This is a genomic window from Actinoplanes regularis, from assembly GCF_900188005.1.
Classification (GTDB): Bacteria; Actinomycetota; Actinomycetes; order Mycobacteriales; family Micromonosporaceae; genus Actinoplanes; species Actinoplanes regularis.
In genome coordinates this window covers 117,272-143,835 of record NZ_FZNR01000017.1, presented here as the reverse complement: position 1 = coordinate 143,835, position 26,564 = coordinate 117,272, and the positions used below count along the sequence as shown (strand labels likewise).

General features: G+C 71.6%; 22 protein-coding genes. 10 read left to right on the top strand and 12 right to left on the bottom strand.

Features of this window, described 5'->3' with window-relative positions:
* Positions 1-3: 3 nt before the first annotated feature.
* The 4 genes from CHC09_RS33165 to CHC09_RS33150 form a co-directional block, all read right to left on the bottom strand.
* Positions 4-1,044, bottom strand: a complete 1,041-nt coding sequence (locus tag CHC09_RS33165; RefSeq protein ID WP_089297199.1) for a substrate-binding domain-containing protein — start codon at positions 1,042-1,044, stop codon at positions 4-6.
* A 43-nt stretch (positions 1,045-1,087) separates the two neighbouring features.
* Positions 1,088-2,101 carry an ABC transporter permease gene (locus tag CHC09_RS33160; protein ID WP_089297198.1) on the bottom strand — a complete coding sequence of 338 codons (1,014 nt, stop codon included), beginning with the start codon at positions 2,099-2,101 and terminating at the stop codon, positions 1,088-1,090.
* A complete protein-coding gene (locus CHC09_RS33155) occupies positions 2,098-3,627 on the bottom strand; it encodes a sugar ABC transporter ATP-binding protein (protein WP_089297197.1) in 1,530 nt (509 codons plus the stop codon). The genes CHC09_RS33160 and CHC09_RS33155 overlap by 4 nt, the downstream gene beginning before the upstream one ends.
* 150 nt (positions 3,628-3,777) lie before the next feature.
* The gene (locus CHC09_RS33150) at positions 3,778-4,962 is read right to left on the bottom strand and encodes an ROK family transcriptional regulator (RefSeq protein WP_089297245.1); all 1,185 of its coding nucleotides are present in this window, start codon (positions 4,960-4,962) and stop codon (positions 3,778-3,780) included.
* Positions 4,963-5,550: 588 nt separating this feature from the next.
* On the opposite strand from CHC09_RS33150, the gene CHC09_RS33145 reads away from it, so the two are divergent.
* Both CHC09_RS33145 and CHC09_RS33140 read left to right on the top strand, forming a co-directional pair.
* A complete protein-coding gene (locus CHC09_RS33145; RefSeq protein ID WP_089297196.1) occupies positions 5,551-8,886 on the top strand; it encodes a TIR domain-containing protein in 3,336 nt (1,111 codons plus the stop codon).
* 100 nt (positions 8,887-8,986) lie between these two features.
* Positions 8,987-9,466, top strand: a complete 480-nt coding sequence (locus CHC09_RS33140; protein ID WP_089297195.1) for a hypothetical protein — start codon at positions 8,987-8,989, stop codon at positions 9,464-9,466.
* Positions 9,467-9,475: 9 nt separating this feature from the next.
* On the opposite strand, the gene CHC09_RS33135 is transcribed toward CHC09_RS33140, so the two are convergent.
* Together CHC09_RS33135 and eno are read right to left on the bottom strand one after the other, a co-directional pair.
* A complete protein-coding gene (locus tag CHC09_RS33135; RefSeq protein WP_239138684.1) occupies positions 9,476-12,472 on the bottom strand; it encodes an AfsR/SARP family transcriptional regulator in 2,997 nt (998 codons plus the stop codon).
* 488 nt (positions 12,473-12,960) lie between these two features.
* A complete protein-coding gene (gene eno, locus CHC09_RS33130) occupies positions 12,961-14,226 on the bottom strand; it encodes a phosphopyruvate hydratase (RefSeq protein ID WP_089297194.1) in 1,266 nt (421 codons plus the stop codon).
* Between the two features lie 199 nt (positions 14,227-14,425).
* Between eno and CHC09_RS33125 the strand changes: the two genes are divergently transcribed.
* Positions 14,426-15,478, top strand: coding sequence for a S1 family peptidase (locus CHC09_RS33125; RefSeq protein WP_089297243.1), 1,053 nt, complete (start codon positions 14,426-14,428; stop codon positions 15,476-15,478).
* Positions 15,479-15,587: 109 nt separating this feature from the next.
* On the opposite strand, the gene CHC09_RS33120 is transcribed toward CHC09_RS33125, so the two are convergent.
* The 3 genes from CHC09_RS33120 to CHC09_RS33115 form a co-directional block, all read right to left on the bottom strand.
* The gene (locus CHC09_RS33120; RefSeq protein ID WP_239138683.1) at positions 15,588-16,634 is read right to left on the bottom strand and encodes a LacI family DNA-binding transcriptional regulator; all 1,047 of its coding nucleotides are present in this window, start codon (positions 16,632-16,634) and stop codon (positions 15,588-15,590) included.
* A gap of 126 nt (positions 16,635-16,760) precedes the next feature.
* A complete protein-coding gene (locus CHC09_RS46690; RefSeq protein WP_179277382.1) occupies positions 16,761-16,937 on the bottom strand; it encodes a hypothetical protein in 177 nt (58 codons plus the stop codon).
* A 76-nt stretch (positions 16,938-17,013) separates the two neighbouring features.
* On the bottom strand, positions 17,014-17,496 hold the full coding sequence (locus CHC09_RS33115; RefSeq protein WP_089297193.1) for a DUF6209 family protein: 483 nt from the start codon (positions 17,494-17,496) through the stop codon (positions 17,014-17,016).
* Positions 17,497-17,774: 278 nt separating this feature from the next.
* On the opposite strand from CHC09_RS33115, the gene CHC09_RS33110 reads away from it, so the two are divergent.
* Both CHC09_RS33110 and CHC09_RS33105 read left to right on the top strand, forming a co-directional pair.
* Positions 17,775-18,428 (top strand): response regulator, encoded by a 654-nt coding sequence (locus CHC09_RS33110; protein WP_089297241.1) that lies wholly within the window; start codon positions 17,775-17,777, stop codon positions 18,426-18,428.
* An 8-nt stretch (positions 18,429-18,436) separates the two neighbouring features.
* Positions 18,437-19,642, top strand: a complete 1,206-nt coding sequence (locus CHC09_RS33105) for a GAF domain-containing sensor histidine kinase (RefSeq protein ID WP_089297192.1) — start codon at positions 18,437-18,439, stop codon at positions 19,640-19,642.
* 13 nt (positions 19,643-19,655) lie between these two features.
* Here the strand turns inward: CHC09_RS33105 and CHC09_RS33100 are convergent, their stop codons facing one another.
* The 3 genes from CHC09_RS33100 to CHC09_RS33090 all read right to left on the bottom strand — a co-directional run bounded on the left by CHC09_RS33100 (position 19,656) and on the right by CHC09_RS33090 (position 21,847).
* Positions 19,656-20,531 carry a phosphoribulokinase gene (locus CHC09_RS33100; protein WP_089297191.1) on the bottom strand — a complete coding sequence of 292 codons (876 nt, stop codon included), beginning with the start codon at positions 20,529-20,531 and terminating at the stop codon, positions 19,656-19,658.
* A 21-nt stretch (positions 20,532-20,552) separates the two neighbouring features.
* Entirely contained in the window at positions 20,553-20,873 is a 321-nt protein-coding gene (locus CHC09_RS46685) for a hypothetical protein (protein ID WP_089297190.1), read from the bottom strand.
* A gap of 89 nt (positions 20,874-20,962) precedes the next feature.
* A complete protein-coding gene (locus CHC09_RS33090; protein ID WP_089297240.1) occupies positions 20,963-21,847 on the bottom strand; it encodes a LysR family transcriptional regulator in 885 nt (294 codons plus the stop codon).
* Between the two features lie 124 nt (positions 21,848-21,971).
* Here CHC09_RS33090 and CHC09_RS33085 point away from each other — a divergent pair, with 124 nt between their 5' ends.
* The 5 genes from CHC09_RS33085 (at position 21,972) to CHC09_RS33065 (ending at position 26,563) form a co-directional block, all read left to right on the top strand.
* On the top strand, positions 21,972-23,429 hold the full coding sequence (locus tag CHC09_RS33085; RefSeq protein ID WP_089297189.1) for a form I ribulose bisphosphate carboxylase large subunit: 1,458 nt from the start codon (positions 21,972-21,974) through the stop codon (positions 23,427-23,429).
* 8 nt (positions 23,430-23,437) lie between these two features.
* Positions 23,438-23,869 (top strand): ribulose bisphosphate carboxylase small subunit, encoded by a 432-nt coding sequence (locus CHC09_RS33080; protein ID WP_089297188.1) that lies wholly within the window; start codon positions 23,438-23,440, stop codon positions 23,867-23,869.
* Between the two features lie 11 nt (positions 23,870-23,880).
* Complete coding sequence (locus CHC09_RS33075; RefSeq protein ID WP_089297239.1) at positions 23,881-24,867, top strand: AAA family ATPase; 987 nt, start codon at positions 23,881-23,883, stop codon at positions 24,865-24,867.
* A 179-nt stretch (positions 24,868-25,046) separates the two neighbouring features.
* Positions 25,047-25,925 (top strand): AfsA-related hotdog domain-containing protein, encoded by an 879-nt coding sequence (locus CHC09_RS33070; RefSeq protein WP_089297187.1) that lies wholly within the window; start codon positions 25,047-25,049, stop codon positions 25,923-25,925.
* A complete protein-coding gene (locus CHC09_RS33065) occupies positions 25,922-26,563 on the top strand; it encodes a methyltransferase family protein (protein WP_089297186.1) in 642 nt (213 codons plus the stop codon). The genes CHC09_RS33070 and CHC09_RS33065 overlap by 4 nt, the downstream gene beginning before the upstream one ends.
* Position 26,564 lies beyond the last annotated feature (1 nt).

Genomic DNA, 26,564 nt, shown 5'->3' with positions numbered 1-26,564 from the left:
CTCCTAGAAGCCGAGCTTGGCGTACTTCGCCGCGTTGTCCTTGGTGATGGTTTCGGACGCGAGCGTGATGTCCTTGGGAACCTGGAGCTCCACCAGGTCGCTCAGGCCCTTGCCCTGTCCGATCAGGCGGGCGAGGGAGATCGCCGAGGAGGCCATCGACGGGCTGTAGGTGACGGTGGCCTTCAGGACGGTGTCGTCCTTGGTGATGGTGTCGATCGCGGTCTTCGAGCCGGCGCCGCCGACCATGAAGAACTCGCTGCGGTTCGCCTGCTTGACCGCGGCGAGCACGCCGATGCCCTGGTCGTCGTCGTGGTTCCAGAGCGCGTCCATCTTGGGCAGCGCCTGCAGCAGCGCGGTCGCGGCGGCCTGGCCGGAGTCGGCGGTGAACTCGGCCGGGCGGCGGTTGGCGACCTTGAAGCCGTACTCGGCGAGGGCGGCGGCGAAGCCCGCGCTGCGCTGCTGGGTCAGTTCGAGCGAGTCGATGCCGGGGATCTCGCCGATGATCGGGGTGGTGGCGCCCTTGGCCTTGAGCTGCTCGCCGATGTAGTGCCCGGCGGCCAGACCCATGCCGTAGTTGTCGCCCTTGAGCTGGAGGCGGTAGGCGGCCTGGGAGGGGAAGGCCCGGTCCAGGTTGACCACCGGGATGCCGGCGCGCATCGCCTCGAGGGCGGTGGCGTCCAGTTCCTTGCCGTCGTGCGGCAGCATGACCAGCACGTCCGGCTTCTGACCGATCAGGGTGGCGAGCGCGGCCCGCTGAGCGGCGGCGTCCGAGCCGGCCTCGACCAGGCGCAGCTCGACATCGGAGTACTGCGCGGCCTGGGCCTTGGCGTTGTTGGTGATCGCGGCGATCCAGCCGTGGTCGGCGGCGGGCGCGGAGAACCCGATGACGACCTTCTTGCCCGCGGCGGCGTTGGCGTTGCCGCTGGTGTCGGTCTTCACCTGGGCGTCGGTCGCGGGAGTGTTGCTGGTGCACGCGGTGAGCAGGGCCCCGGCGCCGACGGCGGCCCCGCCGAACAAGATGCGCCTACGGGACATAGCGGACATGATTCCTCCAAAAAAGTCCCCGGAGAACGGATTCCGGGAGGGATTAGCGCTTGAACAGCTGAGTGATGGAGCGGTACCGGAACTGCTGGATCAGGACCGCGGCCACGATGATGCCGCCCTTGACCATGTTCTGGGCCTCGGTGGAGAGGTTGTTGATCGCGAACAGGTTGGTGATGGTCGAGAACACCAGCACGCCGAAGAGCGCGCCGACGATGGTGCCCCGCCCGCCGCTGAGCAGCGTGCCCCCGATGATCGCCGCGGCGATCGCGTCGAGCTCGTAGAGGTTCGCCATCGCGGCCTGCGCGCTCGTCGCCTGCGAGGTCAGCATGATCGCGCCGATGCCGCAGCAGAGGCCGGAGAGCGCGTAGAGCAGCACGGTGTGGCGCTTGACGTTGATGCCGGCGAGCCGGGCGGCCTCCGGGTTGCCGCCGACCGCCACGGTCCGGCGCCCGAAGGTGGTGCGGTTGAGCAGCACCCAGCCGGCCACCACGACAGCGGCGAGGATCAGGACGAGCAGCGGAATCCCCAGGATCTTGGTGGTGGCGATGCCGTTGATGGTCGCGTCCGCCGAGATCTGGGTCTGCTTGCCGGAGATCTGCGCGGCGAGACCGCGCGCCGCCACCAGCATCGCGAGGGTCGCGATGAAGGGCACGAGCTTGCCGTACGAGATGAGGACTCCGTTGATCAGCCCGACGACGACACCCACGACCAGTGCGGTGAAGACCATGCCGAGCGGCCCGTAGCTCTGCGTCGCCAGCGTGGTGGACCAGACCCCGGCCAGCGCGATGATCGCCCCGACCGAGAGGTCGACGCCGCCACCGATGAGCACGAAGGTCATGCCGACGGTGACCACACCGATCGCGGACGCCTGCTGCAGGATCGTGAAGATGTTGTTCTTCACCCAGGTCGCGTCGCCGTACAGCTCCGGCCGGGTGACCGCCCCGATGATCATGAGGATCGCCAGGACACCGACCAGGCCCAGGTTGCGCACGACGCCCTCGTCGAGCCGGACGCGCTTGCGCTCCCGCACCTCGGGCAGCGCGGTCTCGGTGATCATGCGGGATTTCCTTCCAGCAGCGACCCCGCCATGACGAGGTCGAGAACAGTGTCTTCGTCGAGCTCGCCCGCCGGCGCCTGGTGGACGACGCGGCCCTCGCGCATCACCAGCACCCGGTCGGCCAGACCGAGCACCTCGGGCACCTCGCTGGAGACGAGCAGCACGCCGACACCGCCGGCGGCCAGGTCGTGGATCACCTGGTACAGCTCGGCGCGGGCGCCGACGTCCACGCCCCGGGTCGGCTCGTCGAGCAGCAGCAGGCGAACGTCGCCGAGCAGCCAGCGGCCGACCACGACCTTCTGCTGGTTGCCGCCGGACAACGTCCGGATCGGCCGGTCGACGTCGCGTGGCCGCAGCTCCAGAGTGTCCGCCGTCCGGGTGGCGGCGGCCCGCTCGTTGCGGAGGTCGGTGAAGCCGGCCCGGGCGAAGCCGCTGAACGAGGCCAGGGTCATGTTCTTGTAGACCGGCTCGTCGAGCAGCAGCGCCTGACTCTTGCGCTCCTCGGGCGCCATCCCCATGCCGCTCGCGACGGCCGCCCCGACGCCGGTGATGCGGCGACCGTCGAGGGTGACCGTGCCGGTGTCGGCCTTCCGGGCACCGAAGATCGTCTCCAGCAACTCGGAACGGCCGGATCCGACCAGGCCGGCGATGCCGACGATCTCGCCCGGCGCGACGGTCAGCGACGCGTCGGTGAACTCGCCCTCGCGGCTGAGCCCGTCGACCACGAGGATCGGCTCGGCGGCGGGCTTCTCGGCGCGCGGCGGGAAGACGTACTCGATGGTGCGCCCGGTCATCCGGCTGACCAGCTCCCGGGTGGGTGTCGTCCTGGCCGGAAGGTTCGCCGCGGTGGTCCGGCCGTCCTTGAGCACGGTGATCCGGTCGCCGATCTCGCGCAGCTCCGCCAGCCGGTGCGAGATGTAGATGACGGCGATGCCGTTCGCGGTCAGTTCGCGGATGATCCGGAACAGGTTCTCCACCTCGTCGTGGGCGAGCACCGCGCTCGGCTCGTCCATGACGATCAGCTTCGCGTCGTGCGACAGCGCCCGGGCCATGCTGACGATCTGCTTACCGGCCGCGGGCAGCTGGCGGACCAGGCGGCGGGCCGGGATCTCCGGATGCCCGAGCCGGGCCAGGATCGACGCCGTCCGGTTCGCCGCCGCCCGGCGGCGGGTGATGCCGAACCGGCTGGGCTCGTGCCCGAGAAACGCGTTCTCGGCCACCGAGAGGTCGTCGACCAGGTCCAGCTCCTGGTAGATCGTGGCGATCCCGGATCGCATCGCGGCCTGCGGACTGGCCGGGGCGAACGGCTCGCCGCACCAGGTGATCTCGCCGGCATCGGCCTGGTGGACCCCGGCCAGCACCTTGATCAGGGTGGACTTGCCCGCGCCGTTCTGCCCGAGCAGGCAGTGCACCTCGCCGGCGCGGACTTCGAGCTGGACGCCGTCCAAGGCACGTACGCCCGGAAAGGTTTTGACGACGTCGGTGAGCCGGAGCACCACCTCGGTCTCGCTCGCAAGCTCGCTCATGCCGTCACCTCCGCTTCGCTCCGGCGCCGACATGAGCCAACAACTGAGCCAACCGATTCGCTCGCGAGCTCGCTCATGCCGTCACCTCCGCTTCGCTCCGGCGCCGACATGAGCCAACAACTGAGCCAACCGATTCGCTCGCGAGCTCGCTCATGACGCCTGCTCGAAGGCCAGGTCGCTGGCGAGCACCGCCGCACCGGCCACACCGGCCCGGCTGCCCAGCTCGGAGAGCACGACCGGCAGGTTGCCGGTCGCCAGCGGCAGTGAGCGCCGGTAGACCACGCTGCGGATCTCCGCCAGCAGGACGTGTCCGAGCTGCGCCAGGCCGCCGCCGATGACGATCATCGACGGATTGGCGAAGGAGACGAGCGCGGCGAGGACACCACCGACGCGCCGGCCGCCCTCCCGGATCAGCCGGATGCACACCACGTCGCCCTCGGCCGCGCCCTCGGCGACGTCCCGCGCGGTGAGCTCCCCGGAGTCGGCCGCCGCGAGCCGCTCGGCCAGCGCCGGCGACTCACCCGAGCGGGCGGCGAGCAGCGCGTCGCGCGCCAGCGCGGACCCGCTGAACACCGCTTCCAGGCAGCCGGTGTTGCCGCACGAGCAGACCGGACCGTTCGCGTCGACCTGGATGTGCCCGATGTCGCCGGCACAGCCGTCCACCCCGCGGTAGACACCGCCACCCAGGTGGATGCCGCACCCGACGCCGGTTCCGATCTTGACGAAGAGGAAGTCGTCGACCGAGTGGGCGACCCCGCCGTGCCGTTCACCGATCGCCATGATGTTGACGTCGTTGTCGACGACGACCGGGCAGCCGTGCTCCCGGGCCAGCAGTTCACGGACCGGGTGGCGATCCCAGCCCGGCATTATCGGCGGGGAGACCGGGACGCCGTCGCGGAAACTGACCGGGCCGGGCACGCCGATGCCGATGCCGTCCAGCCGCTCGAACGCACCCTCCACCTTCGCCTTCGCGAGCATGTCGTTGACCCGCTGCAGGATCGCCCTGGGGCCGGAGCGGATGTCGGCCACCTCGTGAAAGGCGGCCACGGGCTCGAGCCGCCCGTTGGTGATCTCGATGTCGATCGAGCTGGCGCCCAGGTCCACCGCCGCGAACCTCAGGTTCGGCTGGATCTCCACGAGCGTTGAGCGCCGGCCGCCCCGGGAGGCGGCCATGCCGGCCTCCACGATGATCCCGCTCGCGATCAGCCGCTCGACCTCACTGAGCAGGCGCGGGCGGGTCAGGCCGAGACGATCGCCGAGCTCGGCGCGGGAGACCGGACCCTCGTCCCGTAACAGGCGGAGGATTCGGAAGTGGGGCGCATCAGCGGAGAACACGGACACCTCGATTCGGACCGGGTGACACCACGGAGACAACGCGGTGTGCGCCGTCACAGTAGGTGCTTCCGTCTCCGCCGTCCAGATCTTTCCTCGAGGTACGACAGAACTTTTGTCTTTTCAGTCAGAAGTTGGCTGACAAGGATGCCGCCGCGGCCGCATAGCGGGATGAAAAGGTCAGCCAAGGAAGGCTTGGTGCCGCAGAGCTTCGAACAGCGGATCGAGCCGCGCTCCGCCGGCTCGCTGGTCGCTCCGGAGCCTCGTTATCGCTCGGCGTACGCCGTCCGGAGGTCGAGCGGCGGCAGCCGAACGGGCATCCGCTTCAGCGAGCCGAGATTGAGGTGCTGCTGGATTTGGTCCCGCCGCTGGGCGGAAACGTGGCGAAAGCGCGTATCAGCGAACTCGCCGGCTCTGCCGGAATGCCACATTTGAGGGCCGGGCATTCACGGGGGAGAATGCCCGGCCCACACAGATCAAAGCACATGACACCGCGACTCGCCAGGCGGCGGCGCTTCGGTGGCTTTACCCGCGCGCCGGCGACCTGGAGAATCGACCCCCGCCGATCACCTCGACCGCCCGGGAAAACTCATGACCTTCGATGGTTTCATTTCCTACAGCCACGCGGCCGACGGGCGGCTGGCACCGGCTGTTCAGCGCGGTCTGCACCGATTGGCGAAGCCGTGGCACCGGCGGCGCGCCCTATGGATCTTCCGGGACCAGACCGGGCTGGCGGTGACGCCCAAGCTGTGGACCTCCATTCAGGAGGCGTTGGACGGCTCGCGGCATTTCGTGCTGCTCGCCTCTCCCGAGGCGGCGAGCTCGCAGTGGGTGAACCGGGAGATCGAGCACTGGCTGGCGACGAAGTCGCCCGACCAGATCCTGCCGGTGGTGACCGACGGCGAGTGGCAGTGGGATTCCGGAACCGGGGACTTCACCACCGGGTCCACGGCGGTGCCGGCCGCGCTGCGGGGCGTGTTCGTCGAGGAACCGCTCTACCTGGACCTGCGGTGGGCCCGTGACGACCTGCACCTGAGTCTGCAGCACGTCCGGTTCCGCGACGCCATCGCGCAGCTCGCCGCGCCGATGCACGGGGTGAGCAAGGATGAGCTGGAGGGCGAGGACGTCCGGCAGCACCGGCGGGTACGGCGGTTGTGGGCCGTGGCGGCGGCGACGCTGGTGCTGCTGACTATGATCGCCTCGCTGACCACCGTCGTCGCGATCCGCAACGCGGACCGGGCCGACGCCGCGGCGGTGGAGGCCCGGCTGCAGCAGCAGGTGGCGTCGCTCCAGCGCGGCACCGCTGAACGCGCCACCGAGGAGTCGCAGCGGCAGCAGGAGAACGCCCGGGTCCAGGAGGGCCGGGCGGAGGCGGCGCGGATCGAGACGCGGCGCCAGACCCGGCTCGCCCACGACCAGCGGGCGCTGGCCGAGGAGGCCGCCGCGGAAGCACGGCGGGAACAGGAGTCCGCCGAGCGGTACCGGGCCGGCGCGGAACGGCAGCGGATCAACGCCGAACGGATGCGGCGGCTGGCGCGGGGTGCCGGCGAGGAGGCCGAGCGGCAGAAGGCCAACGCCGAGCGGGAGGCGGCCAACGCCCGGCGGCAGCGGGAGCTCGCGGACCAGGCGACGGCCCGGGCGGCCGAGCAGAAGAAGCTCGCCGAGAAGTACCTCGAGCTGGCCCGCACAGCCGAGAAGGAGCGTGAACGCCAGGAGAAGCTGGCCCAGGAGGCCGCGGAGGAGGCCCGTCGCCAGCGGGAGGCGGCGGCGGCCCAGCAGCGCGCCGAGATCAGCCGGCGGCTGATGACCCGGGCTCGCGCGATGATCGTGGACGATCCGAGGAAGGCCCTCATGCTGGGCGTGGCCGCGCAGCACCTGCACTCCGACGCGGAGACCCGGGAGCAGCTCAGCCATCTCGTCATGTCGACGCACTACGCCGGCACCGTCGGCGACGTGACCGATCTCGTGTCCGTCGCCGGGCCGGTGGTCGCCACCGCTGATGCCGGCGGGACGGTGTCACTGTGGGACGTCTCGGACCCGGCCCGGCCGGTCCGGCTCGCCTCGCCGCCCACCGACGGGACGACGGAGAAGACGTTGGCGGCCGACCCCGCCGGGCGGACGCTCGCGGTCTTCGACGGGCGCTCGGAGGCGGTGCTCTGGAACGTGACGGACCCGGCCCATCCGGTGCGGATCGCGTCGCTGACCGGCGCCGCCGGCATCGTGTCGGTGGCGTTCAGCCCGGACGGGCACACCGTCGCGACCAGCGACACCGGCAAGAACACCATCCTGTGGGACCTCACCGGTACGACCGCGGCCGCGCTCGCCACGCTGCCCGCGGCGTACCCGCTGAAGTTCGGCCCGGACGGGCGGACCGCGGTGACCGGCGGTGCCTCGGTCACCGTCTGGGACCTGACCGACCCGGCCCACCCGGTGGCCAGCGCCACCCTCACCGAGCCCTACGGCGAGGACCTCCCGGACGCCGCGTTCGAGGTCAACCCGGCGCTGCCCATGGTTGCCGTGGAGGAGTCCTACGACTACGTACGGCTGTGGGACCTGAGCGATCCGGCCCACCCACGGCCCGGTTCCTCACAGCTCGCCGCGACCGGGGAGGCCGAGCTGAGCGCGATGGCGTTCGGCCCCGACGGGCGCGCGCTGGCCCTCGCGGACTCGGACGGGACGACCGAGCTGTGGAGCGTCGAGGACGGCACCTGGCCGTGGCTCTCGACCCGCCTGGCCACCCTGGCGGTCCGTGGCGGCCCGGTCCGGTCGCTCAGCTTCAGCCGTGACGGGCGGACGCTGACCACCACCGGCGGGCGCCGGACGGCGACACTGTGGAACACCAGGGGGCGATTCGCCCGGGCGGCGACCGCGGAACTTCCCGGACCGTTCCCCGGCCGGATCGTCGGGCTGACGTTCGGGCCGGACGGCCACTCGCTGATCGCCGCGGGCCAGCAGGGCACAGCGGTGCAGTGGGACCTCGCGAACCCGGGCGGTCCGGTCCGGGACGATCCCCTGCCGCTGCACAACGCGAAGGTCGAGGGGATCACCCTCAGCCCCGACGGCCACACCCTGGCCGTCACCGGCGCGGACCGGACGGTCACGCTGCTCGACCTGACCCCGCCGGCCGGGCCGGAGCTCCTGACCACCATCAGGGAGGCCGGGGATCTCGTGTACGCGGTGACGTTCAGCCCGGACGGACGCACCCTGGCGATCGGCCGCCGGGACGGCAGGACGACGCTGTGGGACCTGACCGACCGGCGACAGCCCGCGAGGCTCGCCGAGGTCACCCTCCGCAAGACGCTGTCCGCCCTCGCGTTCGCCCCCGACGGGCGCACGATGGCCGCCGCCGACGGGAACTACGTGTCATTGTGGGACGTGGCCGACCGGTCCGCTCCGGCGCTGCTCACCTCCATCCCGCTCAAGGACTTCATCGGCTACCCCGCCAACACGCTCGCGTTCAGCCCGGACGGCCGCACCCTCGCGGCCGGCACCTACGACGCGACGGTCCTGCTCTGGGATGTCGCCGACCCGTCCCAGCCCAGCCGGATCGCCACACTGGCCGGCCACACCAACTCGGTGAGCTGGGTGGCCTTCAGCCCCGACGGACGCACCCTGGCGAGCACCAGTGTGGAGAACGCCATGCTCCTGTGGGACATCGCCGACCTCGCCAGCCCGCTTCCGTTCGCCGTCCTCAAGAGCCCCGGCCTGCAGAGCTACTACGCGGCGTTGAGCCCGGACGGGCGCACCCTCGCGGCCGGCGGCGAGTTCGGCGACCAGAGCCGGATCGTCACCCTCTGGGACACCACGGTGTCGGGAGACCTCGCCGCCGACCCCGCCCGGCACGCCTGCGCGATCAGCGGCCGCGGGCTCAGCGCCGACGAGTGGAGTCGCTACATTCCCGAACTGCCCCGCGAGTCCACCTGCTGACGGCATCGGGATCGAACGATGGCCCGGCAACCGCCGGGTCACGGAACCCGTATCGTCAGGGTGCGTCCACAGGCCGGCGAGCCGTCGTAAGGGGGATCAGGTGCGATTCGGTGTCACCGGTCACCGGACGCTTCCGCCGGGCATCGCCGACCGCGCGATGAACCACTGGCGCCGGGTGCTGCCCACCGGGGCGGCCCTGCTCGGGGTGTCGAGCCTCGCCGACGGCGCCGACCAACTGTTCGCCGCGCACATCCTGGCGGTCGGTGGCACCCTCGAGGCGGTCCTGCCGTCACCGTGGAAGAAGTACGCCGGCTCGCTGACCGCCGACGGCGGCCGGGCCCGGCTCGAGAGCTTCGTGCGGGCGGCGGCGACGGTGATCACCATGCCGTACGCCGAGCCGTGCGACCAGGGCTACCTCGCCGCGGGCCAGACCGTGGTGGATCGCTGCGACCACCTGTTCGCCGTCTGGGACGGCCTGCCGGCCCGGGGGCTCGGCGGCACCGCGGACATCGTCGCCTACGCCCGGGCCCGCGGATGCCCGGTCACCGTGCTCTGGATCGACGGGGTGCACCGGGGCTGACCACCGGTCTCAGGCGCTCCCCGGGGCACCGACGGCCGGCGCGGCCGGCACCCGCAGGTCGGCGAAGATGCGCCGCGCCCGGTCGAAGTGCCGCTGAGCGCGGTCGAGGTTCCCGGTGTCCCGCAGCGCCGCGGCGATCCCCTCGTGCGCCCGCGCCGTCTCGTACCGGTCGCCGATCTCCTCGGCCAGGTCCAGCGCCTGGCCGTGCTGGGTGCCGGCCTCGTCCGCGTCTCCGGCGGCGCGCAGCACCTGGCCGAGGTCGTTGAGCGCCTCCGCCTCGCTGGCCCGGTCCCCGATCCGCCGGTGCAGCACGAGCGCGCGGCGCAGGTGACCGGCCGCCTCCGGGAGACGATCCTGGCGGGCGTGGATCGCCGCCAGATCCGTCAGCGCGTACGCCTCCGCGGTCCGGTCGCCGGAGCGCCGGGCCGCGCCGAGGCTCCGTTCGAGGTGGTCGGCGGCCCGGTCGAGCGGGGCCGGGCGGTGCGGCAGCCGGGCCAGCAGGGACAGCACGTACGCCTCGCTGAACCGGTCACCGAGCGCGCCGTAGAGGTCCAGTGCGGAACCGAACCGCCGCGCCGCCCCCAGCCCGTCGCCCAGCCGCGCGTCGATCAGCCCCAGCCGGACCAGCGCGTCGGCCTGCCCCGCGTCGTCGCCAAGCTCCTCGAACAGCGTCCACGCCCGCTGGTAGTGCTCCGCCGCCTGCCGGTAGTCGCCCAGCAGCCAGTCGACGCTGCCGAGGTTGCGCAGCACCAGCGCCTCGGCCGCGCGCTCGCCGAGCTCCGCGTACAGGGCCAGCGCCTGCCGGTAGGTGGCCGCCGCCTCGTGCGGACGGCCCTGCCGCCGGTGCAGCCGGCCCAGGTGCGACAGGGCCCGGGCCTGCGCGTCACGGTCACCGACGGTCCGGGCCGCGGACACCGCGCACGCCATGACGGTCGCCGCCTCGGCGACCGGGCCGCCCGCGTCGAGATAGCGGAACAGGGTCTCGGCCAGGGCGATGGTGTGCCGGTACCAGCCGTGCGCGGTGCCGTACCCGCAGATCACGGCGAGGTTCGGCCGTTCCGCCTCGATCCACGCGCGGGCCGCTTCCGGGTCACCGTCCGCCGGGTCGCCGTCCGGGTACAGCGTGGTCATCGCCGCGACGGAACCCGCGAGATAGTGGTCGAACAGGCGGGTCAGGGCGGCCCGCCGGTCCGGCTCGGCGTCGTTCTCGGAGGCGAGCTCGGCCGCGTAGACGCGCAGCAGGTCGTGCATGCCGTACCTGCCGCCCCGGCCGGTCTGGACCAGGCTGGCCCGGACCAGCACGGCGAGCAGCCGCCGCGCCTCGCCAGGATCGGTGCCGGTCAGCGCCGCCACGGCTTCGACGCGCGCGGTCTCGCCCGGGTGCAGCCCGAGCAGCCGGAACAGCCGGGCCGCCGTGGCGGGCAGATTCCGGTACGACCAGGAGAACACCGCCCGGACCTCGGCGTGTGGATCCCCGCCCGCGTCCAGCAGGTCGAGCCGCGCCTGGTGGTCGCCCAGTTCGGCGACGAGCTCGGCCAGCGGCACGTCGGTCCGATCCGCGGCCAGCTCGGCGGCGATCCGCAGGGCCAGCGGCAGCCGGGCACACGCCGAGACCAGCGCCTCGGCGGCGGCCGGCTCCTCGTCCACCCGTACCCCGATCAGCTTGCGCAGCAGCCCGAGCGCGTCCGGCAGCGGAAGCAGGTCGAGGTTTACCCGCTCGGCGCCGTCCACGGCCACCATGCCGGGCAGCGAGTCGCGGCTCGTGATCAGCACCAGACTCGACCCGGTGCCGGGCAGCAGCGGCCGGACCTGCTCCACCGAGGACGCGTTGTCCAGCAGCACGAGCATCCGCCGGCCGGTCAGCTCGGACCGGTACCGGGCGGCGCGCTCGTCGGTGCCCGGCGGGATCTCCGGCCCGCGCACCCCGAGCGCGGTGAGGAAGCCGGCCAGCGCGTCCGCGACCGCCACCGGCTGCTCGGCGTCGTAGCCCCGCAGATTCACGTAGAGCTGCCCGTCGGGGAACGCGTCCCGGACCCGGGAGGCCCACCGCACGGCCAGCGCGGACTTGCCGACCCCGGCCGTGCCCGACAGCAGCGCGACGGTCATCGGCGGCTCGTCGCCGTCCGGCGCCACCAGCAGCCGGTCCAGCGCGGCGAGTTCACCGGTGCGCCCGGTGAACGCCCGCACGTCGGCGGGCAGTTGCGTCGGAACCGTCACCGCCGCCGTGGGCGGCACGCCAGGACCCCCGGCCTCACCCGGCGACCCGTCCAGGGCGGGGTCGGCGGCGAGGATCTGCTCGTGCAACCGGCGCAGCGCGATGCCCGGATCACTACCCAGCTCGTCGGCGAGGCAGCGGCGGATCCGCCGGTACTGCTCGTCCGCGTCGGCCTGGCGACCGGACCGGTACAGCGCCAGCATCGCCTGCCCGGCCAGCCGCTCGTCCAGCGGATGCTCGGCGACGGCGGTGCCGAGCTCCGGCAGCAGTTCGCCGTGCCGGCCCAGCCGGAGCAGCACGTCGTTGCGGTCCAGTTCGGCGGTGAACCGTTCGCTGAGCAGCGTGCGTCGCGTCGCGCCCAGCCACGGCGTGTCCAGATCGGCGAACGGCTCAGCCCGCCACAGCCCCAGCGCCTGCTCGATCAGCTCGGCGGCCGCCCGATCCGACTCCGCCGCCCGCCCGAGCGTCATCAGGTGCCGGAACCGGTGCAGATCCACCACCTGCGGATCCACGGTGAGAACGTAGCCACCCGGCTCCCGCCGGATCGCCACCCCGGCCACGCCCGCGACGGCACGCCGCAGCCGGGACAGGTAGCTGTAGAGCGTGCCCGCCGCCCGCTGCGGGGCGGAGTCACCCCACACCCGCTCGATCAGCTGGTCCACCGTGACCGGGCGGCCCGCCTCGATCAGCAGCACGCCGAGCACGCACCGCTGCCGGGCGTGGCCCACGTCGACCAGACGGCCGTCGACCCGGGCCTCCACCACGCCGAGCACACCGAACTCCGCCGCCAACTGATCTCCGTATCGCCGCCGCTTACAGGGGATTCAAGAAATCCCCAAGGAAGGTACGAGTCTCCCATATTTCGTTCAAGGTCCAGCGACAAGCATTGACCCCGTTGCGGGGCGGTAAGGTCGCCCTCGCCCGGTTACGCATGCGTACGGGGGAATCGGGACGCCACAGTGCTCCAGATGGCGATGGGCGACCGGCCCCGCAACAGGCAGGCCCGCGCAGGCGGGCGTCACGGTCCGCCGAAGGCTCTCGGCGCGACCGCCGACAACTTCAAGATCCTTGATTCCCCGGTACGACCGATGGAGTCCTGTGGCCAGGCTCGAGCCGAGTCCCGTGCCGCTCCCACGCCAGGCCCGCGCCACCCCGGGTCCCTGCCGCACCCCACCCGCAAGCGGCGCGCCCGCCGGGACCGTCAGTCTCCGCGTTGCACTGCGCAAGGGTCCTCCTCGAAGGCCCGGCCCGAAAACCGCGGCCATCGTTCCACAATGGATCAAACGGCCCCGGCGTAGCGCGCGGTCCGGCCGAGCTCCTCCTCGATGCGCAGAAGCTGGTTGTACTTGGCGGTCCGGTCGCTGCGCGACAGGGAACCGGTCTTGATCTGCCCGCAGCCGGTCGCGACGGCCAGGTCGGCGATGGTGGTGTCCTCGGTCTCACCGGACCGGTGCGACATCACCACCCGGTAGCCCGCCCGGTGTGCCGTCTCCACGGTGCGCAGCGTCTCGGTCAGCGTGCCGATCTGGTTGACCTTCACCAGGATCGCGTTGGCGTAACGCTCCTCGATCCCGCTGGTCAGGCGGTCGGCGTCGGTGCAGAACACGTCGTCGCCGACCAGCTGGAGGCGGTCGCCGGCCCGGGCGGTGAGCCGCTTCCAGCCGGTGAAGTCGTCCTCGGCCATCGGGTCCTCGATCGAGGTGATCGGATACCGGCCGGCCAGCTCCAGCAGGTAGTCGATGTGCTCGTCCACCGCGCGGGTCCGCTTCTCACCGGCGTACACATAGGCGCCGTCGTGGAAGAACTCGGAGCTCGCCGGGTCGAGGCAGACGGCGAGGTCCGTGCCGGGCCGGTAGCCGGACTTCTCGATCGCCCGTACCACGAACGTCAGCGCCTCGTCGGCGTCGGCGAAGTCCGGCGCGAACCCGCCCTCGTCGCCGACGTTGGTGCTGTGCCCGGCCCCGGCCAGCTCCCGGCGCAGCGTGTGGAACACCTCCGAGCCCATCCGTACGGCCTCGGAGAACGTCGGCGCGCCGACCGGGGCGATCATGAACTCCTGGAAGTCGAGCGGGTTGTCGGCGTGCGCGCCGCCGTTGATGATGTTCATCATCGGGACCGGCAGCAGGCGGGCCCCGGCACCGCCGACATAGCGGTAGAGCGGCTGCCGGTGCGCGGCCGCCGCGGCCTTCGCCACCGCGAGCGACACCCCGAGGATCGCGTTCGCGCCCAGGCGCCCCTTCTCCTTCGTGCCGTCCAGGTCGATCATCGTGGTGTCGATGAGCGCCTGCTCCTCGGCGTCCAGCCCGGTCACAGCGTCGGCGACCTCCCCGTTGACCGCGGCGACGGCGTTGCTGACGCCCCTGCCGTGGAAGCGCCGCGGATCGCCGTCGCGCAGTTCGACCGCCTCGTTCGCCCCGGTCGACGCCCCGGACGGGACGGCCGCCCGGCCGGACGAACCGTCCGCGAGCACGACGTCGACCTCGACGCTCGGATTGCCGCGACTGTCGAGGATCTGTCGCCCGATCACCTGGCTGATGGCCGTCATCGCACACTCCCTTGTTCGTCGATGCCGGACCAGAGTGGCCGCTCACCGGGCGGGCTGTCATCGCGAGAAGGATCGCGTTGACCCGTACCCCGAGGTGCGGGTTTAAGGTCGGCGCCCGCGCGAACGAGCAGGGCGTATTCCCGGTGGACGAAAACATGCAACCCGCTGGGACGTGCGTACGTCGTATATCAATGTGTTGGTGAACAGAGAGAAACCGCGGGGGCGGAGCCGGTTCGCGGCCCGGGTCCTGGCTCTGTTGACGGTCGCTGCCGGGATCCTCGGCGTCGCCGCCCCGGCTCACGCCATCGCCGGGGGCACCAGCGTGCCGCAGGGGCGGTACACCTTCGCGGTAAAGCTGACCATGACCGACATCCCGGACGGGGACGGCACCCGGGACAGCGCCTGCACCGGCAGCCTTATCACTCCACAGTGGGTGATCACGGCGGGGCACTGTTTCAAGGACTCCGCGGGGCGGCATGTCAGCCGGACGGTCGCGAAGCGCACCACCGCGACCGTCGGACGGGCCGATCTGGGTACGAGGCGGGGCCGGGTCTCCACCGTCGTCGCCGTCCGGCAGGCGCCCGGATCCGACGTCGCCCTCGCCCGGATCAGCCCGCCGATCACCGACATCGCCCCCATCCATCTGCGCGCGGCCACACCGAAGGTCGGGATGCTCCTGCGGCTGGCCGGTTTCGGCGACACCGGCCGGGACGAGCCCACCGCGAAGGTTCTGCAGACCGGCACGTTCGAGGTGGTGTCCCGCACGTCGAAGCTGCTCGGCGTCTCCGGCCGCAAGCCGAGCGCCACGACCAGCGCCTGCAAGCACGACTCCGGCGGCCCCTACTTCACGGTCGACGGCAACGGGCAGACCGAACTCGTGGCGGTCGTCAGCAAGGGCCCGTCGTGCCCGCACACCGGCGCGGACACCGCGTCCCGGGTCGACGCGATCGCGGACTGGATCGCGGCGACGGTCGGGCGGTCCCAGCTGAACCGGCCGTTCGTCACCACCCCGCCGCGCCCGCAATCGGCGTCGCCGTCGTCGAAGCCGTCGTCGCCGCGCTCATCCCGGTCTCCGGCGTCGTCGCCGGCCCCCGCCGCCGCTCTGCCGCCGCCCGCCGGACCCGCGCCGCCGTTGCGGGCCGCGGCGACCGGTGCGGCCGGGCTGCTGACCATCATCGCCGTCGTCGCCCTGCGGCGAAGCGTCCGGCGCCGCCGCCGGGCGACCCTGCGGGTACGTTCCCATCGGGCCTGACACACTCGCGCCGCCGCACCGGCACTCACCCCCGCGGAACCCGCGGCGCTCCACACTGGCCGGCATGCGGAGCCTGCTGATGACCGCGGCCTCGGTGGCCGTGGCGGTCTCAGGAGGGCGGGGCGGTGCTGCCCCGGATCACCAGTTCGGTGGGAAGGACGACGTGCTGCGGCGTGCTGTCACCGCCGGTGCGGACCTGCGCGATCGCCGCGGTCAGCGCGGCGGCCGCGGCCCGGCCTTTGGCTTCCACATCCTGCCGTACGGTCGTGAGTGCGGGCCGGACCTGCACGGCGATCGGGTTGTCGTCGAAGCCGACGACCGAAAGCTCCTCGGGGACGCGGAGGCCCAGCTCGGCGGCGACCTCCAGCACCCCGTGGGCGACGGCGTCGGAGAAGCACAGAATCGCGGTGGGCCGGTCGGCACGGTCCAGCAACAGCCGGGCGCCGTATTTCGCCTGTTCCAGCCCGGTCCCGTTCTGACGGGCCACCAGTGGTTCGATCCCGGCGGGCGTCAGCGCGTCCAGCCAGCCGCGCAGCCGCTCCTTCGAGGCGTGGCCGTCGATCACCACCTGCCCGAGGTCGACCAGCCCGTGCGGGCCGTGCAACCCGGAGAGGAGCAGCGCGACCTTCCGATGCCCGAGGTCGACGAGGTGCCGCGCCGCGGCACGGGCCCCGCCGCGGTCGTCCACGTTCACGCTGGAGATGCCGGGATCCGGGTCCTGGTCGACGTAGACCAGCGGCAGCTTGCGACGGGCGAGGAAGTCGACCGCCGCCGACGTCGGGTCGCACGAGTAGACCAGGGCGCCGTCGATCGCGACGTCGCGCGCCGGGATGATGTCACCGCTGTCCGACGAGGTCAGCAGGGTGAGCGCCAGGCCGGTCGGGCCGAGCTGCTCGGCGATCGCGCCGAGGAAGCCGGTGGCGACCAGGTCGGTGAAGGCGAAGCGCAGCGACGAGGTCAGGACGATCCCGACGGCGCCGGTGGTGCCCTTGGCGAGGGCTCGGGCCGCGGGGTCCGGCCCGACATAGCCCAGTTCGTCGGCGGCGGCGAGGATGCGGGCCCGCAGGGCGGCGGAGAGTTGGTCGGGTTTGGAGAACGCGTTCGACACCGTCATCCGGCTCACGCCGACCCGGTCGGCGATCGTCTGCAAGGTCACGCGTGGCGCCACGTCACCGCCGATTCCCTCGAGAACTCAACGCACTCGCCGCCGGCAGCCGCTCCGGGCGCTGTCGGCGGCGGGTCGTGCGCATATCGACAATGGCCAGCTTAACAATGCCGCCGATCACGCCGGGGCGATGACCTGGGCGGCGCGGATGAGGCTTCGAGCCACCCTCGCACGGATCTCGAAGGTGCGGCGCCGACGCTCGGCGTGCGGGACGACCGGGGCGTCGGGACGGGCGCCGGCGAAGTGATCGTCGACGCTCTCGACGGCGAAGATGAGAGCGACGGGGAAATTCATGGCTACCTCCTGCGTCTCTTCTATACCGGTACAGTAGCTGGCGCTTCTGTACCGGTCAAGAGAGGCGGGAGGGCCGCTACCCCGCGACCGGGAACCGGTAGTTCGCGCCGTACTGCGAGTCATACTCCCGGCAGCCGGTGCGGTCGCCGGAGACGAACCACAGCTCCAGCTCCCGCGCTTCGGCGGGGACCGGCAGGGACGCCGGCACCTTGACCTGCCGGCGGTCACTGTTGAGCTGGGTGACCGGCTGGCGCTGGAGCGGGCCGCCGTCGATCCGGTACTCCACGTTGATGCTCCACGCGTCGCCGCCCGCGTACCGGGCGCGGCAGGTCGGCAGGCGCGCCGGGTCGTAGTCGACCACGACCGTGCCGTTCGCCGTGATGACGCCTTCCACCGTGGTGGTCCAGTCCGGCGCGAACTGGATGAGGGGTGCCGTGGTGGCCGGAGCCGCGGACGCCGGCGCGCCGGGGGCCAGCAACGCCACGGCCAGGCCCAGAGCCGTACCGGCGGCGGCACCGAAGCGGCCCGAGCGGGTGTTGGGGCGAAGGGTGTATCGCATCCTGATTTCTCCCTATCAACGGCTTTCAGGGCGAAAACCAGCCTGCAAGTTCTTGCAGAAGACGTCAAATCCTTCATCCGCTCTCCGATAGCCATCGATCGCCGAGAATCGCCGCCGAACCGCAGCTCAGACGAGATCTCCGGCCTGTCCGCGAAAATCGCATCCTGTGGGTCGAATCACGCGCACCCGGAACGGTGATGAAAGTTCTTGCATATGGAGTGCACCTCATGCTCATGGATGGTGATGAATGCCGCCGGACGGGCCGCTACGGTGAGGCCATGGCACCGATACGCGTCGTTCTGGTCGATGACCATGAGATGGTGCTGCACGGCGTGGCCGCGATGCTGTCCCGCTTCCCCGACCGGGTGCAGGTGATCGGGACGGCGAGCGAGCTGCCGCGCGCGGTGCGGGCGTTCACCGACGAACGGCCGGACATCGTGCTGTGCGACGTGCGGCTGCACCGGGCGAGCGGGCTGGACGTCTGCAAGGCGATCCGGGATGTCGACGCCCGGGCGAAGGTGGTGTTCCTGACGGTCTACGACGACGAGCAGTACCTCTACCAGGCGCTGCGGGCGGGGGCCTCGGGCTATCTGCTCAAGCGGGTGGACGCTCACGAGCTGGTGCGCCACCTGGAGAACGCGAGCCTCGGCGAGATCGTCATCGATCCGATCCTGGCCGGCCGGGTCGCCGTGTCGGCGGCACACCTGGAGAAGGGCGAGTTCTGGCCCGGCGCCCGGCTCGGCCTCACCCAGCGGGAGAGCGAGGTGCTGGCGCTGCTGGTCGCCGGCTTGTCGAACAAGGCGATCGCGGCCCGCCTGGTCGTCAGCGACGAGACCGTCAAGACCCACCTGCGTGGCCTGTACCGCAAGCTGGCGGTCCGCGACCGCGGCGGTGCGGTCGCGGTCGCCCTGCGAGAGGGTCTGTTCCACTGACCGGCCCGATGGCGGTCGGCGACGGACCCCAGCAGGCGATACCCGGCCGCGACGCGCTGATCACCGCGGTCGGTGGGTGGGTGACCCGGGAGCCGGTGCTCACCGTGCTGCTGACCCGGGTCGCCCGGCTGCTGACGGAGGCGCTCGGCGCGGACGGGTGCCTGGTGTTCCGGGTCGAGAGCAGCGGCGATCTGGTGCTGACCGCCGGCCATCCGGCGCCGGCGGCCGGACGTACGCCGTTGTTGCTGCCGGAGGGTTCCGGTCTCGCCGGCCGGGCCGCCCTGGACGGCGTCCCGATCGCCGTGGTGGACGATCAGCCACGTGATCGCCGGCACCGCGAGCTGCTCGGCCTGGCCGTGGGACAGCCGGTGTCCCGGCTGTGCGTGCCGGCGCGGGTCACCGGCGGCGGCAGCTCCGCGGTGCTGTCGGTGCACAGCCGCGAGCGCCGCGAGTTCAGCCGCGCCGAGGTGGACCTGGCGCAGCGGGTGGCGGACCTCGTGGGCCTGCGGGTCTACGTCGCGGCCGCGCTGACCGCGGTCCGCGACTACCAGCAGGAGTGGGACGCCGTCGTGGCCACCGCCGTCGGGGCACAGGAGGCGGAGCGCCGCCGGGTGGCCGCGGACCTGCATGACGGGCTCACCCAGGTGATCGCCAGCCTGACCTTCCACCTGTCGGCGGCGGACGTGGCGCTCGGCGACGGCGACGTCGGCTACGTGGCCGAGCAGGTGGCGACGGCCCGGTCCCTGGCCGACCTCGCCCTGGGCGAGACGCGCAGCGCGATCACCGGGCTGCACAGTCCGGTGCTGGACGACCGGGGGCTGGCGGCCGGCCTGATGAGCCTGGCGGAGACCGTGCCGGGGCTGCGGATCGAGGTCGACGCGCGGGAGTTCGCGCTGTCGCACCATGTGGGCACCTCGTTGTTCCGCATCGCTCAGGAGTCGGTGCGCAACGTGGTCAAGCACGCCGGGGCGAGCGAGGTGCTGGTCCGGCTGGCCCGGCACGGCCACATGGTCCTGCTCAGCATCACCGACGACGGGTGCGGGTTCGACGCGCCGAGCCAGCTCTCCGGGTTCCCCCGGGACGTGCCGGCGGAGTCCGGTTACGGGCTGGCGGGCATGGCCGAGCGGGTCCACCTGCTCGGCGGCCGGCTGCGGATCAGCTCCCGGCCGGGCGCCGGCACGACCGTGGAGGTGACCGTGCCGGACGCGCCGTGAGCTCCCGGCCCGGTCAGGCCGCGCGCCGTCGCTGCTCCATCAGCCGCAGCACCATCGGGGTCAGGATCAGCTGCATCGCCAGCTCCATCTTCCCGCCGGGCACGACGATGATGTTGGGCCGGGACATGAACGAGTCGTGCAGCATCGACAGCAGGTACGGGAAGTCGATGCCCTTGGGATTCGCGAAGCGGATGACGAGGAAGCTCTCGTCCAGCGCCGGGATGTGGCGGGCGATGAACGGGTTCGAGGTGTCGACCGTGGGGACCCGCTGGAAGTTGATGTGGGTACGGCTGAACTGCGGGCAGATGTAGTTGATGTAGTCCGGCATCCGTCGCAGGATCGTGTCGACGACCGCCTCACTGCTGTAGCCACGCGCGGTCCGGTCACGGTGCAGCTTCTGGATCCATTCGAGGTTGATGATCGGCACCACGCCGACGATGAGGTCGGTGTACCGGGCGACGTCGATCTTGCCGGTGACGACCGCACCGTGCAGGCCCTCGTAGAAAAGCAGGTCCGTGTCGGCGGGGATGTCCTGCCAGGCCGTGAAGGTGCCGGGCGGTTGCCCGTACGGCGCGGCCTCCTGCTCGTCGTGCAGGTATCTGCGGATCCGGCCGGACCCGTTGTCGCCGTACCTCCGGAAAAGATCTTCCAACTCCTCGAAGAGGTTGGCGTCCGGGCCGAAGTGGCAGAAGTGATGGTTCCCCTCGATCCCGGCCTTCTCCATCTCGTTCTTCATCTGCACACGGTCGTACCGGTGGAAGGAGTCGCCCTCGACGACGACCGGCTCGATCTCCTCGCGGCGGAAGATCTGCTGCATCGTCCTGGTGACCGACGTCGTGCCGGCGCCGGAGGAGCCGGTGATGGCGATGACGGGGTGTCTTACGGACAAGGCGTTCCCCTCGGCGAAGAGTCACATGCGGAACAGGGAGCGGGTGTTGAACAGCGCGAAGTCGCTGTCGCCGGTGGAATCGGCGTGGTCGCACCAGCATCGCCCGACGCTGTCCACCTGGACGCGTTCCACCTGGACGCGTTCCACCTCGGCGCGTTCCACCTCAACGCGTTCCACCTCGGCGCGTTCCACCTCAACGCGTTCCACCTCGGCGCGGGAATCGACGATGGATGCGGCCGGGCGGGTCGCGCGCATCAGCCGCTGCCGGCTCAGCCGGGCGGCGGCGCCGATGATCGTCACGGCGGTGCTGATCGCGTTCAGGCGCCGGTTCTCCTCAGGCATGGCGGTCCCTCCTCACACGACGGCGGCACTGGTGCGAGGCTAGGGACACGCGGCCGGGACGGCCTCACCCCGATGGGGGGCTGTGGGGGTTAACCGCCGCGACGGGCCCGGAAGGCCAGCTCTCCGGCGCTGCCGCGATCGGTGATGTGGTCCAGGAACAGCCGCGCGGTGGCGGTGGTCGTCGCGGTGGTGACGGCGTGCCAGGGCCGGGCCAGCGGCGTCCCCCGCACCGGAACGCACTGGAGCTGCCCCTGCTCGAGGTGGCCGGCCACGGCGTCGACCGAGACGAGCGTGACGCCCAGCCCGAGCGCGGCCGACGCGACGACGGCGCCGTGCGAGCCCAGAGCCAGGGTGGGCGGTGCCAGCTGCAGGGCCGCCAGGAGCGCGAGGGTGGTGTCCCGGGTCCCCGAGCCGGGTTCGCGCAGCAGCCAGGTCACCTTGGACAGGGGCGGCACCCGGCCCGGGGCGGCGACCACGACCAGCGAGTTCGGCCGGGTCGCCCGGGTGCTCAGGCCACTCCCGGAGCGCGGCCGGCCACCGATCACGATGTCGAGCTGGTGGTCCGCCAGCAGGGTGGACACCCGGTCCCGTACGCCGATGTCGAGGGTCACGTCGACCTGGGGGTAGCGGGTGCGGAACGCGGCGAGCAGTCCGGGCACCAGGTACTCCCCGGCCGTGGTGACGGCGCCGAGGCGGACCCGGCCGCGCTCGGGGTCGCCGGACTGCCGGGCGGCGAGCACGCCCTCGTCGATCAGGCCGAGGATGCGGCGGGCGTAGCCGGCGAAGACCCGCCCGGAGTCGGTGAGCCGCAGGCCCCGGCCGTGCCGTTCGAAGAGCGGGACGCCGAGCTCGCGGTGCAGGGCGGCGAGCGCGGCCGACACCGCCGACTCGGTCACCGACAGCCGCTGGGCAGCGGCGCGGGCCGAGCCGTGCTCGACGATCGCCAGGAAGGTCTGCAGCCGGGACGGCGTCACGACCGCACTGTACTCAAGCATTCGCTCATATATCGACGGCAAACACTCGCTGGACGGTTCATGGATGAGCGGGCGACGGTGTTAACCGCGCCCGGAGCTCCGGGCCGAACCTGAGGAGGTCACCTTGTCGATCGACCTGACGTCCACCGGGAGCGAGCCGGCCCGGTGGGATCCGGGTGTGCACAGCTACGCCAGCATGGGCTACTACAACGCGGACTACCGCCCGAAGGACACCGACGTGCTGGCGGTCTTCCGGGTCACCCCGCAGCCCGGCGTCGACCCGGTGGAGGCCGCGGCGGCGGTCGCCGGCGAGTCGTCGACGGCGACCTGGACCGTGGTGTGGACCGACCGGCTCACCGCCAACGAGCACTATCAGGCCAAGTGCTACCGGGTGGATCCCGTCCCCGGCCGCGAGGGCGAGTACCTGGCCTACGTCGCCTACGACCTCGACCTGTTCGAGGAGGGTTCGATCGCCAACCTCACGTCGTCGGTGATCGGCAACGTGTTCGGGTTCAAGCCGCTGAAGGCGCTGCGCCTGGAGGACATGCGCATCCCGGTGGCGTACGTCAAGACGTTCCAGGGCCCGGCGCACGGCATCGTGATGGAACGCGAGGTCCTCAACAAGTTCGGCCGCCCGTTGCTCGGGGCGACGATCAAGCCGAAGCTCGGGCTGTCGGCGCGCAACTACGGCCGGGTGGTCTACGAGGCCTGCCGTGGTGGCCTGGACTTCACCAAGGACGACGAGAACATCAACTCGCAGCCCTTCATGCGCTGGCGCGACCGCTATCTGTACGCGATGGAGGGCGTCAACCGGGCGATGGCGCAGACCGGTGAGATCAAGGGTCACTACCTCAACATCACCGCCGCGACCGTCGAGGAGATGTACGAGCGGGCGGAGTTCGCCAAGGAGCTCGGCAGCGTCATCGTGATGATCGACCTGACGATCGGTTACTCGGCGATGCAGTCGCTGGCCCGCTGGGCCCGGAACAACAGCATGCTGCTGCACCTGCATCGCGCCGGGCACAGCACGTACACCCGGCAGAAGACGCACGGCGTGAGCTTCCGGGTGATCGCCAAGTGGTGCCGGCTGATCGGCGTCGACCACCTGCACGCCGGCACAGTCGTCGGCAAGCTCGAGGGCGACCCGGCCACCACCAGGGGTTTCTACGACACCCTGCGCCTTGATCACGTCCCCGCCAACCACGGCAACGGCATCTACTTCGAGCAGGACTGGGTCAGCATGCCGGGGGTGATGCCGGTCGCCTCGGGCGGGATCCACGCCGGTCAGATGCACCAGCTGGTCGATCTGCTGGGCGAGGACGTCATCCTGCAGTTCGGCGGCGGCACCATCGGTCACCCGCTCGGGATCGCGGCGGGTGCCGAGGCCAACCGGGTGGCGCTCGAGGCGGTCATCAAGGCCCGCAACGAGGGACGCAACCTGCTCAAGGAGGGCCCGGACGTCCTGCGTGGCGCCGCGCGGTACTGCCGGCCGCTGGAGGTCGCGCTGGAGACCTGGGGCGACGTCACCTTCGACTACGCCGCCACGGACGCCCCCGACGTCGTCGCCACCGCGAACTTCTAGGAGCCGGCATGTATCTGCGTCACGGATCGTTTTCCTACCTTCCGGAGCTGACCGACGACGAGATCGCCGCGCAGATCCGGTACGCGCTGCTGAACGGCTGGCCGGTGTCGCTGGAGTACACCGACGACCCGCACCCGCGCAACGTCTACTGGGAGATGTGGGGGCTGCCGATGTTCGACCTCACCGAGCCGGACGGCGTCCTGCGCGAGATCGACGAGTGTCGCGCGACCTTTCCCGGCCACTACATCCGGATGCTGGCCTACGACGCGAAGCTCGGCCGCCAAACGATCATGATGAGCTTCATCGTCCACCGCCCGGCGCGGGAGCCCGGCTTCCGCCTGGACCGCGGTGAGGGCAGCAACCGGACGCAGCGCTACAGCGTGTACTCCTACGCCACCGAGACGCCGAGCGGCGACCGCTACCGCCGCGACGTACGGTGAGCAGCTTCTCGATGTACCGCCCGGAGGCCGCCACCGTCAACGGCGCCGGCTCCCCGCCCGCGGAGCCGGCGCCGGACGAGTCCGCCGGCCCGCTGGACGCGCGGTCCACGATCGACCTCCGGGCCGACGAGGCGGCCGAGCGGGTCCGTTCGGTGCTCGACGCCCTCGACGCGGAGCTGGTCGGACTCGCCGGTGTGAAACGGCGCATCCGCGAGACGGCGGCCCTGCTGATGGTGGACCGGGCCCGGGCCCGGTTCGGCCTGTCGGCGAGCAAGCCGTCGCTGCACATGAGCTTCACGGGCGGGCCGGGCACCGGCAAGACCACCGTGGCGCTGCGGATGGCCGAGATCCTGCACGCGCTGGGCTACCTGCGGGTGCCACGGGTGTACCCGGTCACCCGCGACGACCTCGTCGGTCAGTTCATCGGGCACACCGCGCCCAAGACCAAGGAGGCGCTGGCCCGTGCGGCCGGCGGCGTGCTCTTCATCGACGAGGCCTACTACCTGTACCGGCCGGACAACGAGCGGGACTACGGGCAGGAGGCGATCGAGATCCTGCTGCAGGAGATGGAGTCCGCCCGGGGCTCGCTGGTCGTGATCTTCGCTGGGTACGAGGACCGGATGGAGACGTTCTTCTCCTCGAACCCGGGGCTGAGCTCACGGGTGGCGCACCACATCGAGTTCGAGGACTACACCACCGGCGAACTCGCGGAGATCGCCGAGCTGATGCTCACCCGCGACGACTACCGGCTCAGCGAGCAGGGGCGTGCGGCGTTCCTGGAGTATCTCGACCGCCGGCGTGCGATGCCACGCTTCGCGAACGCGCGCAGCGTCCGCAACGCCCTGGAACGGGCCCGGTTGCGGCAGGCCAACCGCCTGGTCGCGGGCCACGGTCAGGTGGGCCGCGACGACCTGATGCTGATCACGGAGCAGGACGTCCGCGGCAGCCGGGTCTTCATCGATCCGCTGGAGACCGGGCTGGAGGACCCGGCCGTCTGAGCACGAGCACCGCGACCTCGCCGGCAGCAACGGCGAGGTCGCTCGGTGTTACAGGCATCACTATCTATAAACTATGACGGTCGGTCCACTTAGGATCTGGGGAAATCCGGCTCACGCACCTCGACCGCCGGCCGCGAAAACGGCCGGGACTTCGTCGATCAGAGACGTGGAGTGCCCCGATGACACACAGATCAGCGACAGCACTGTCGGACCACAAGACCTCCGGCCTGCTCGGACCGGTTCTCCGGTCCGTCGGCCCGGGAGACCGCACGGCCCGGCTGAACATAGATCAGAACGATCCGTTCTTCTTCGACCATCCACTCGACCACGTACCCGGCATGCTGTTCGTCTGCGGCATCGCCGACCTGGCGCGCACCGGCACCCCGGCGAGATTCGCGGGCCGGATCCAGGGCTCGCTGACCTTCCGCAAGATCTGCGAACCCGATCCGGCACCGGCGCTGTGGTACGCCACCAGCAACCGCCGGGGCAAGGCCCGGATCACCCAGGACGCGGCGACCGTCGCCGACGGCTGGTTCGCCCTCTCCCCCGCGGCACCCCCGGTCGCGCACGCCCACCGGCTCGATCCCGGCCGGTGGCTGCCCGCGGAGGCGGCGCTGGTGCACCGGACCCGCGCCGAGAACATCGTGCTCGGCGAGCCGTGGCGCGAGGACGGGCAGATCACCGCCCTGGTGCTGCCCCCGCCCTGGGGGCACCGCCTGGCCGGGCCCGCCCCGGACACGTACCCCATCGAATGCCTCATCGAAGCCGGGCGGCAGTTCTCGACCTGGCTGGCGCACCGCCAGGCCCGGTGGCCGGTCGACGCCCAACTGCTGTGGATCGGCGTGACCGGCGACCTGCCCACCCGCCTGCCGCGCCCGTTCGCGGTGGCGCTGCGGTGGCGGGTCGCCCCGCTGACCGGAACCAAGGCCAAATTCCACTTCGACCTGGTCAACGCCGACGGCCGGGGCCCGGCCCTGGGCTCGCTCAGTTTCGCCTGCAAGGCGCTGAGCCCGGCCGAGTACGCGCTGTTCCGCGAGAACCGGGAACAGGTCCGGTGAACCAGCGAGTCGTCGTCCGGAGCCTGCGTGCGCTGCTGCCGCTGACGGTGGCCGCGTTCGCCGTCGCGATCGGGGTCCACCTCACCCGGGCGGAGCAGCCGCCGCACCTGCTCGCGGCGCTGCTCTGCGCCGTCTACCTGCTGTGGATGCTCGCCGAGGCGCGCATCACCGTGCGCCACCCGGCGGAGACGTCCGCCGAGAACCGCACCCTGCTGCCGTACGCGCTGGCCCGGGCCGGCACCGGGGTCTCGGCCGTGCTGTGGCCGCTGCGCTGGGACCGGCTGTCGGCGTGGATGGTGGTGCCGATCGCGCTCTTCCTCGGCGCCGTGGCGGTGCGGCTGGTGGCGATCAGGACCCTGGGCCGGTTCTACTCCCACCACGTCGTGCGCTACACGGATCACACGATCGTGACCACCGGCCCGTACCGGCTGGTGCGGCACCCCGCGTACACCGGGATGCTGCTGGCGCACGTGGGTTTCGTGGCCTACTTCCTCAATCCGCTGAGCGCCCTGCTGCTCGTGACGCTGGGCGCGGTGCTGGTCTGGCGGATCGGCGTCGAGGAGCAGGTGCTGCTGGACATCCCCGGCTACCGCGGCTACGCCAGCGGACGCGCGCGCCTGCTACCTGGGGTGTGGTGAA

Coding starts and splice junctions, on each gene's coding strand:
- CHC09_RS33165 (WP_089297199.1), bottom strand. CDS start 1,044: ATGTCCGCTATGTCCCGTAGGCGCATCTTGTTCGGCGGGGCCGCCGTC.
- CHC09_RS33160 (WP_089297198.1), bottom strand. CDS start 2,101: ATGATCACCGAGACCGCGCTGCCCGAGGTGCGGGAGCGCAAGCGCGTC.
- CHC09_RS33155 (WP_089297197.1), bottom strand. CDS start 3,627: ATGAGCGAGCTTGCGAGCGAGACCGAGGTGGTGCTCCGGCTCACCGAC.
- CHC09_RS33145 (WP_089297196.1), top strand. CDS start 5,551: ATGACCTTCGATGGTTTCATTTCCTACAGCCACGCGGCCGACGGGCGG.
- eno (WP_089297194.1), bottom strand. CDS start 14,226: ATGACGGCCATCAGCCAGGTGATCGGGCGACAGATCCTCGACAGTCGC.
- CHC09_RS46690 (WP_179277382.1), bottom strand. CDS start 16,937: ATGAATTTCCCCGTCGCTCTCATCTTCGCCGTCGAGAGCGTCGACGAT.
- CHC09_RS33115 (WP_089297193.1), bottom strand. CDS start 17,496: ATGCGATACACCCTTCGCCCCAACACCCGCTCGGGCCGCTTCGGTGCC.
- CHC09_RS33110 (WP_089297241.1), top strand. CDS start 17,775: ATGGCACCGATACGCGTCGTTCTGGTCGATGACCATGAGATGGTGCTG.
- CHC09_RS33105 (WP_089297192.1), top strand. CDS start 18,437: ATGGCGGTCGGCGACGGACCCCAGCAGGCGATACCCGGCCGCGACGCG.
- CHC09_RS46685 (WP_089297190.1), bottom strand. CDS start 20,873: ATGCCTGAGGAGAACCGGCGCCTGAACGCGATCAGCACCGCCGTGACG.
- CHC09_RS33080 (WP_089297188.1), top strand. CDS start 23,438: ATGTATCTGCGTCACGGATCGTTTTCCTACCTTCCGGAGCTGACCGAC.
- CHC09_RS33075 (WP_089297239.1), top strand. CDS start 23,881: ATGTACCGCCCGGAGGCCGCCACCGTCAACGGCGCCGGCTCCCCGCCC.
- CHC09_RS33070 (WP_089297187.1), top strand. CDS start 25,047: ATGACACACAGATCAGCGACAGCACTGTCGGACCACAAGACCTCCGGC.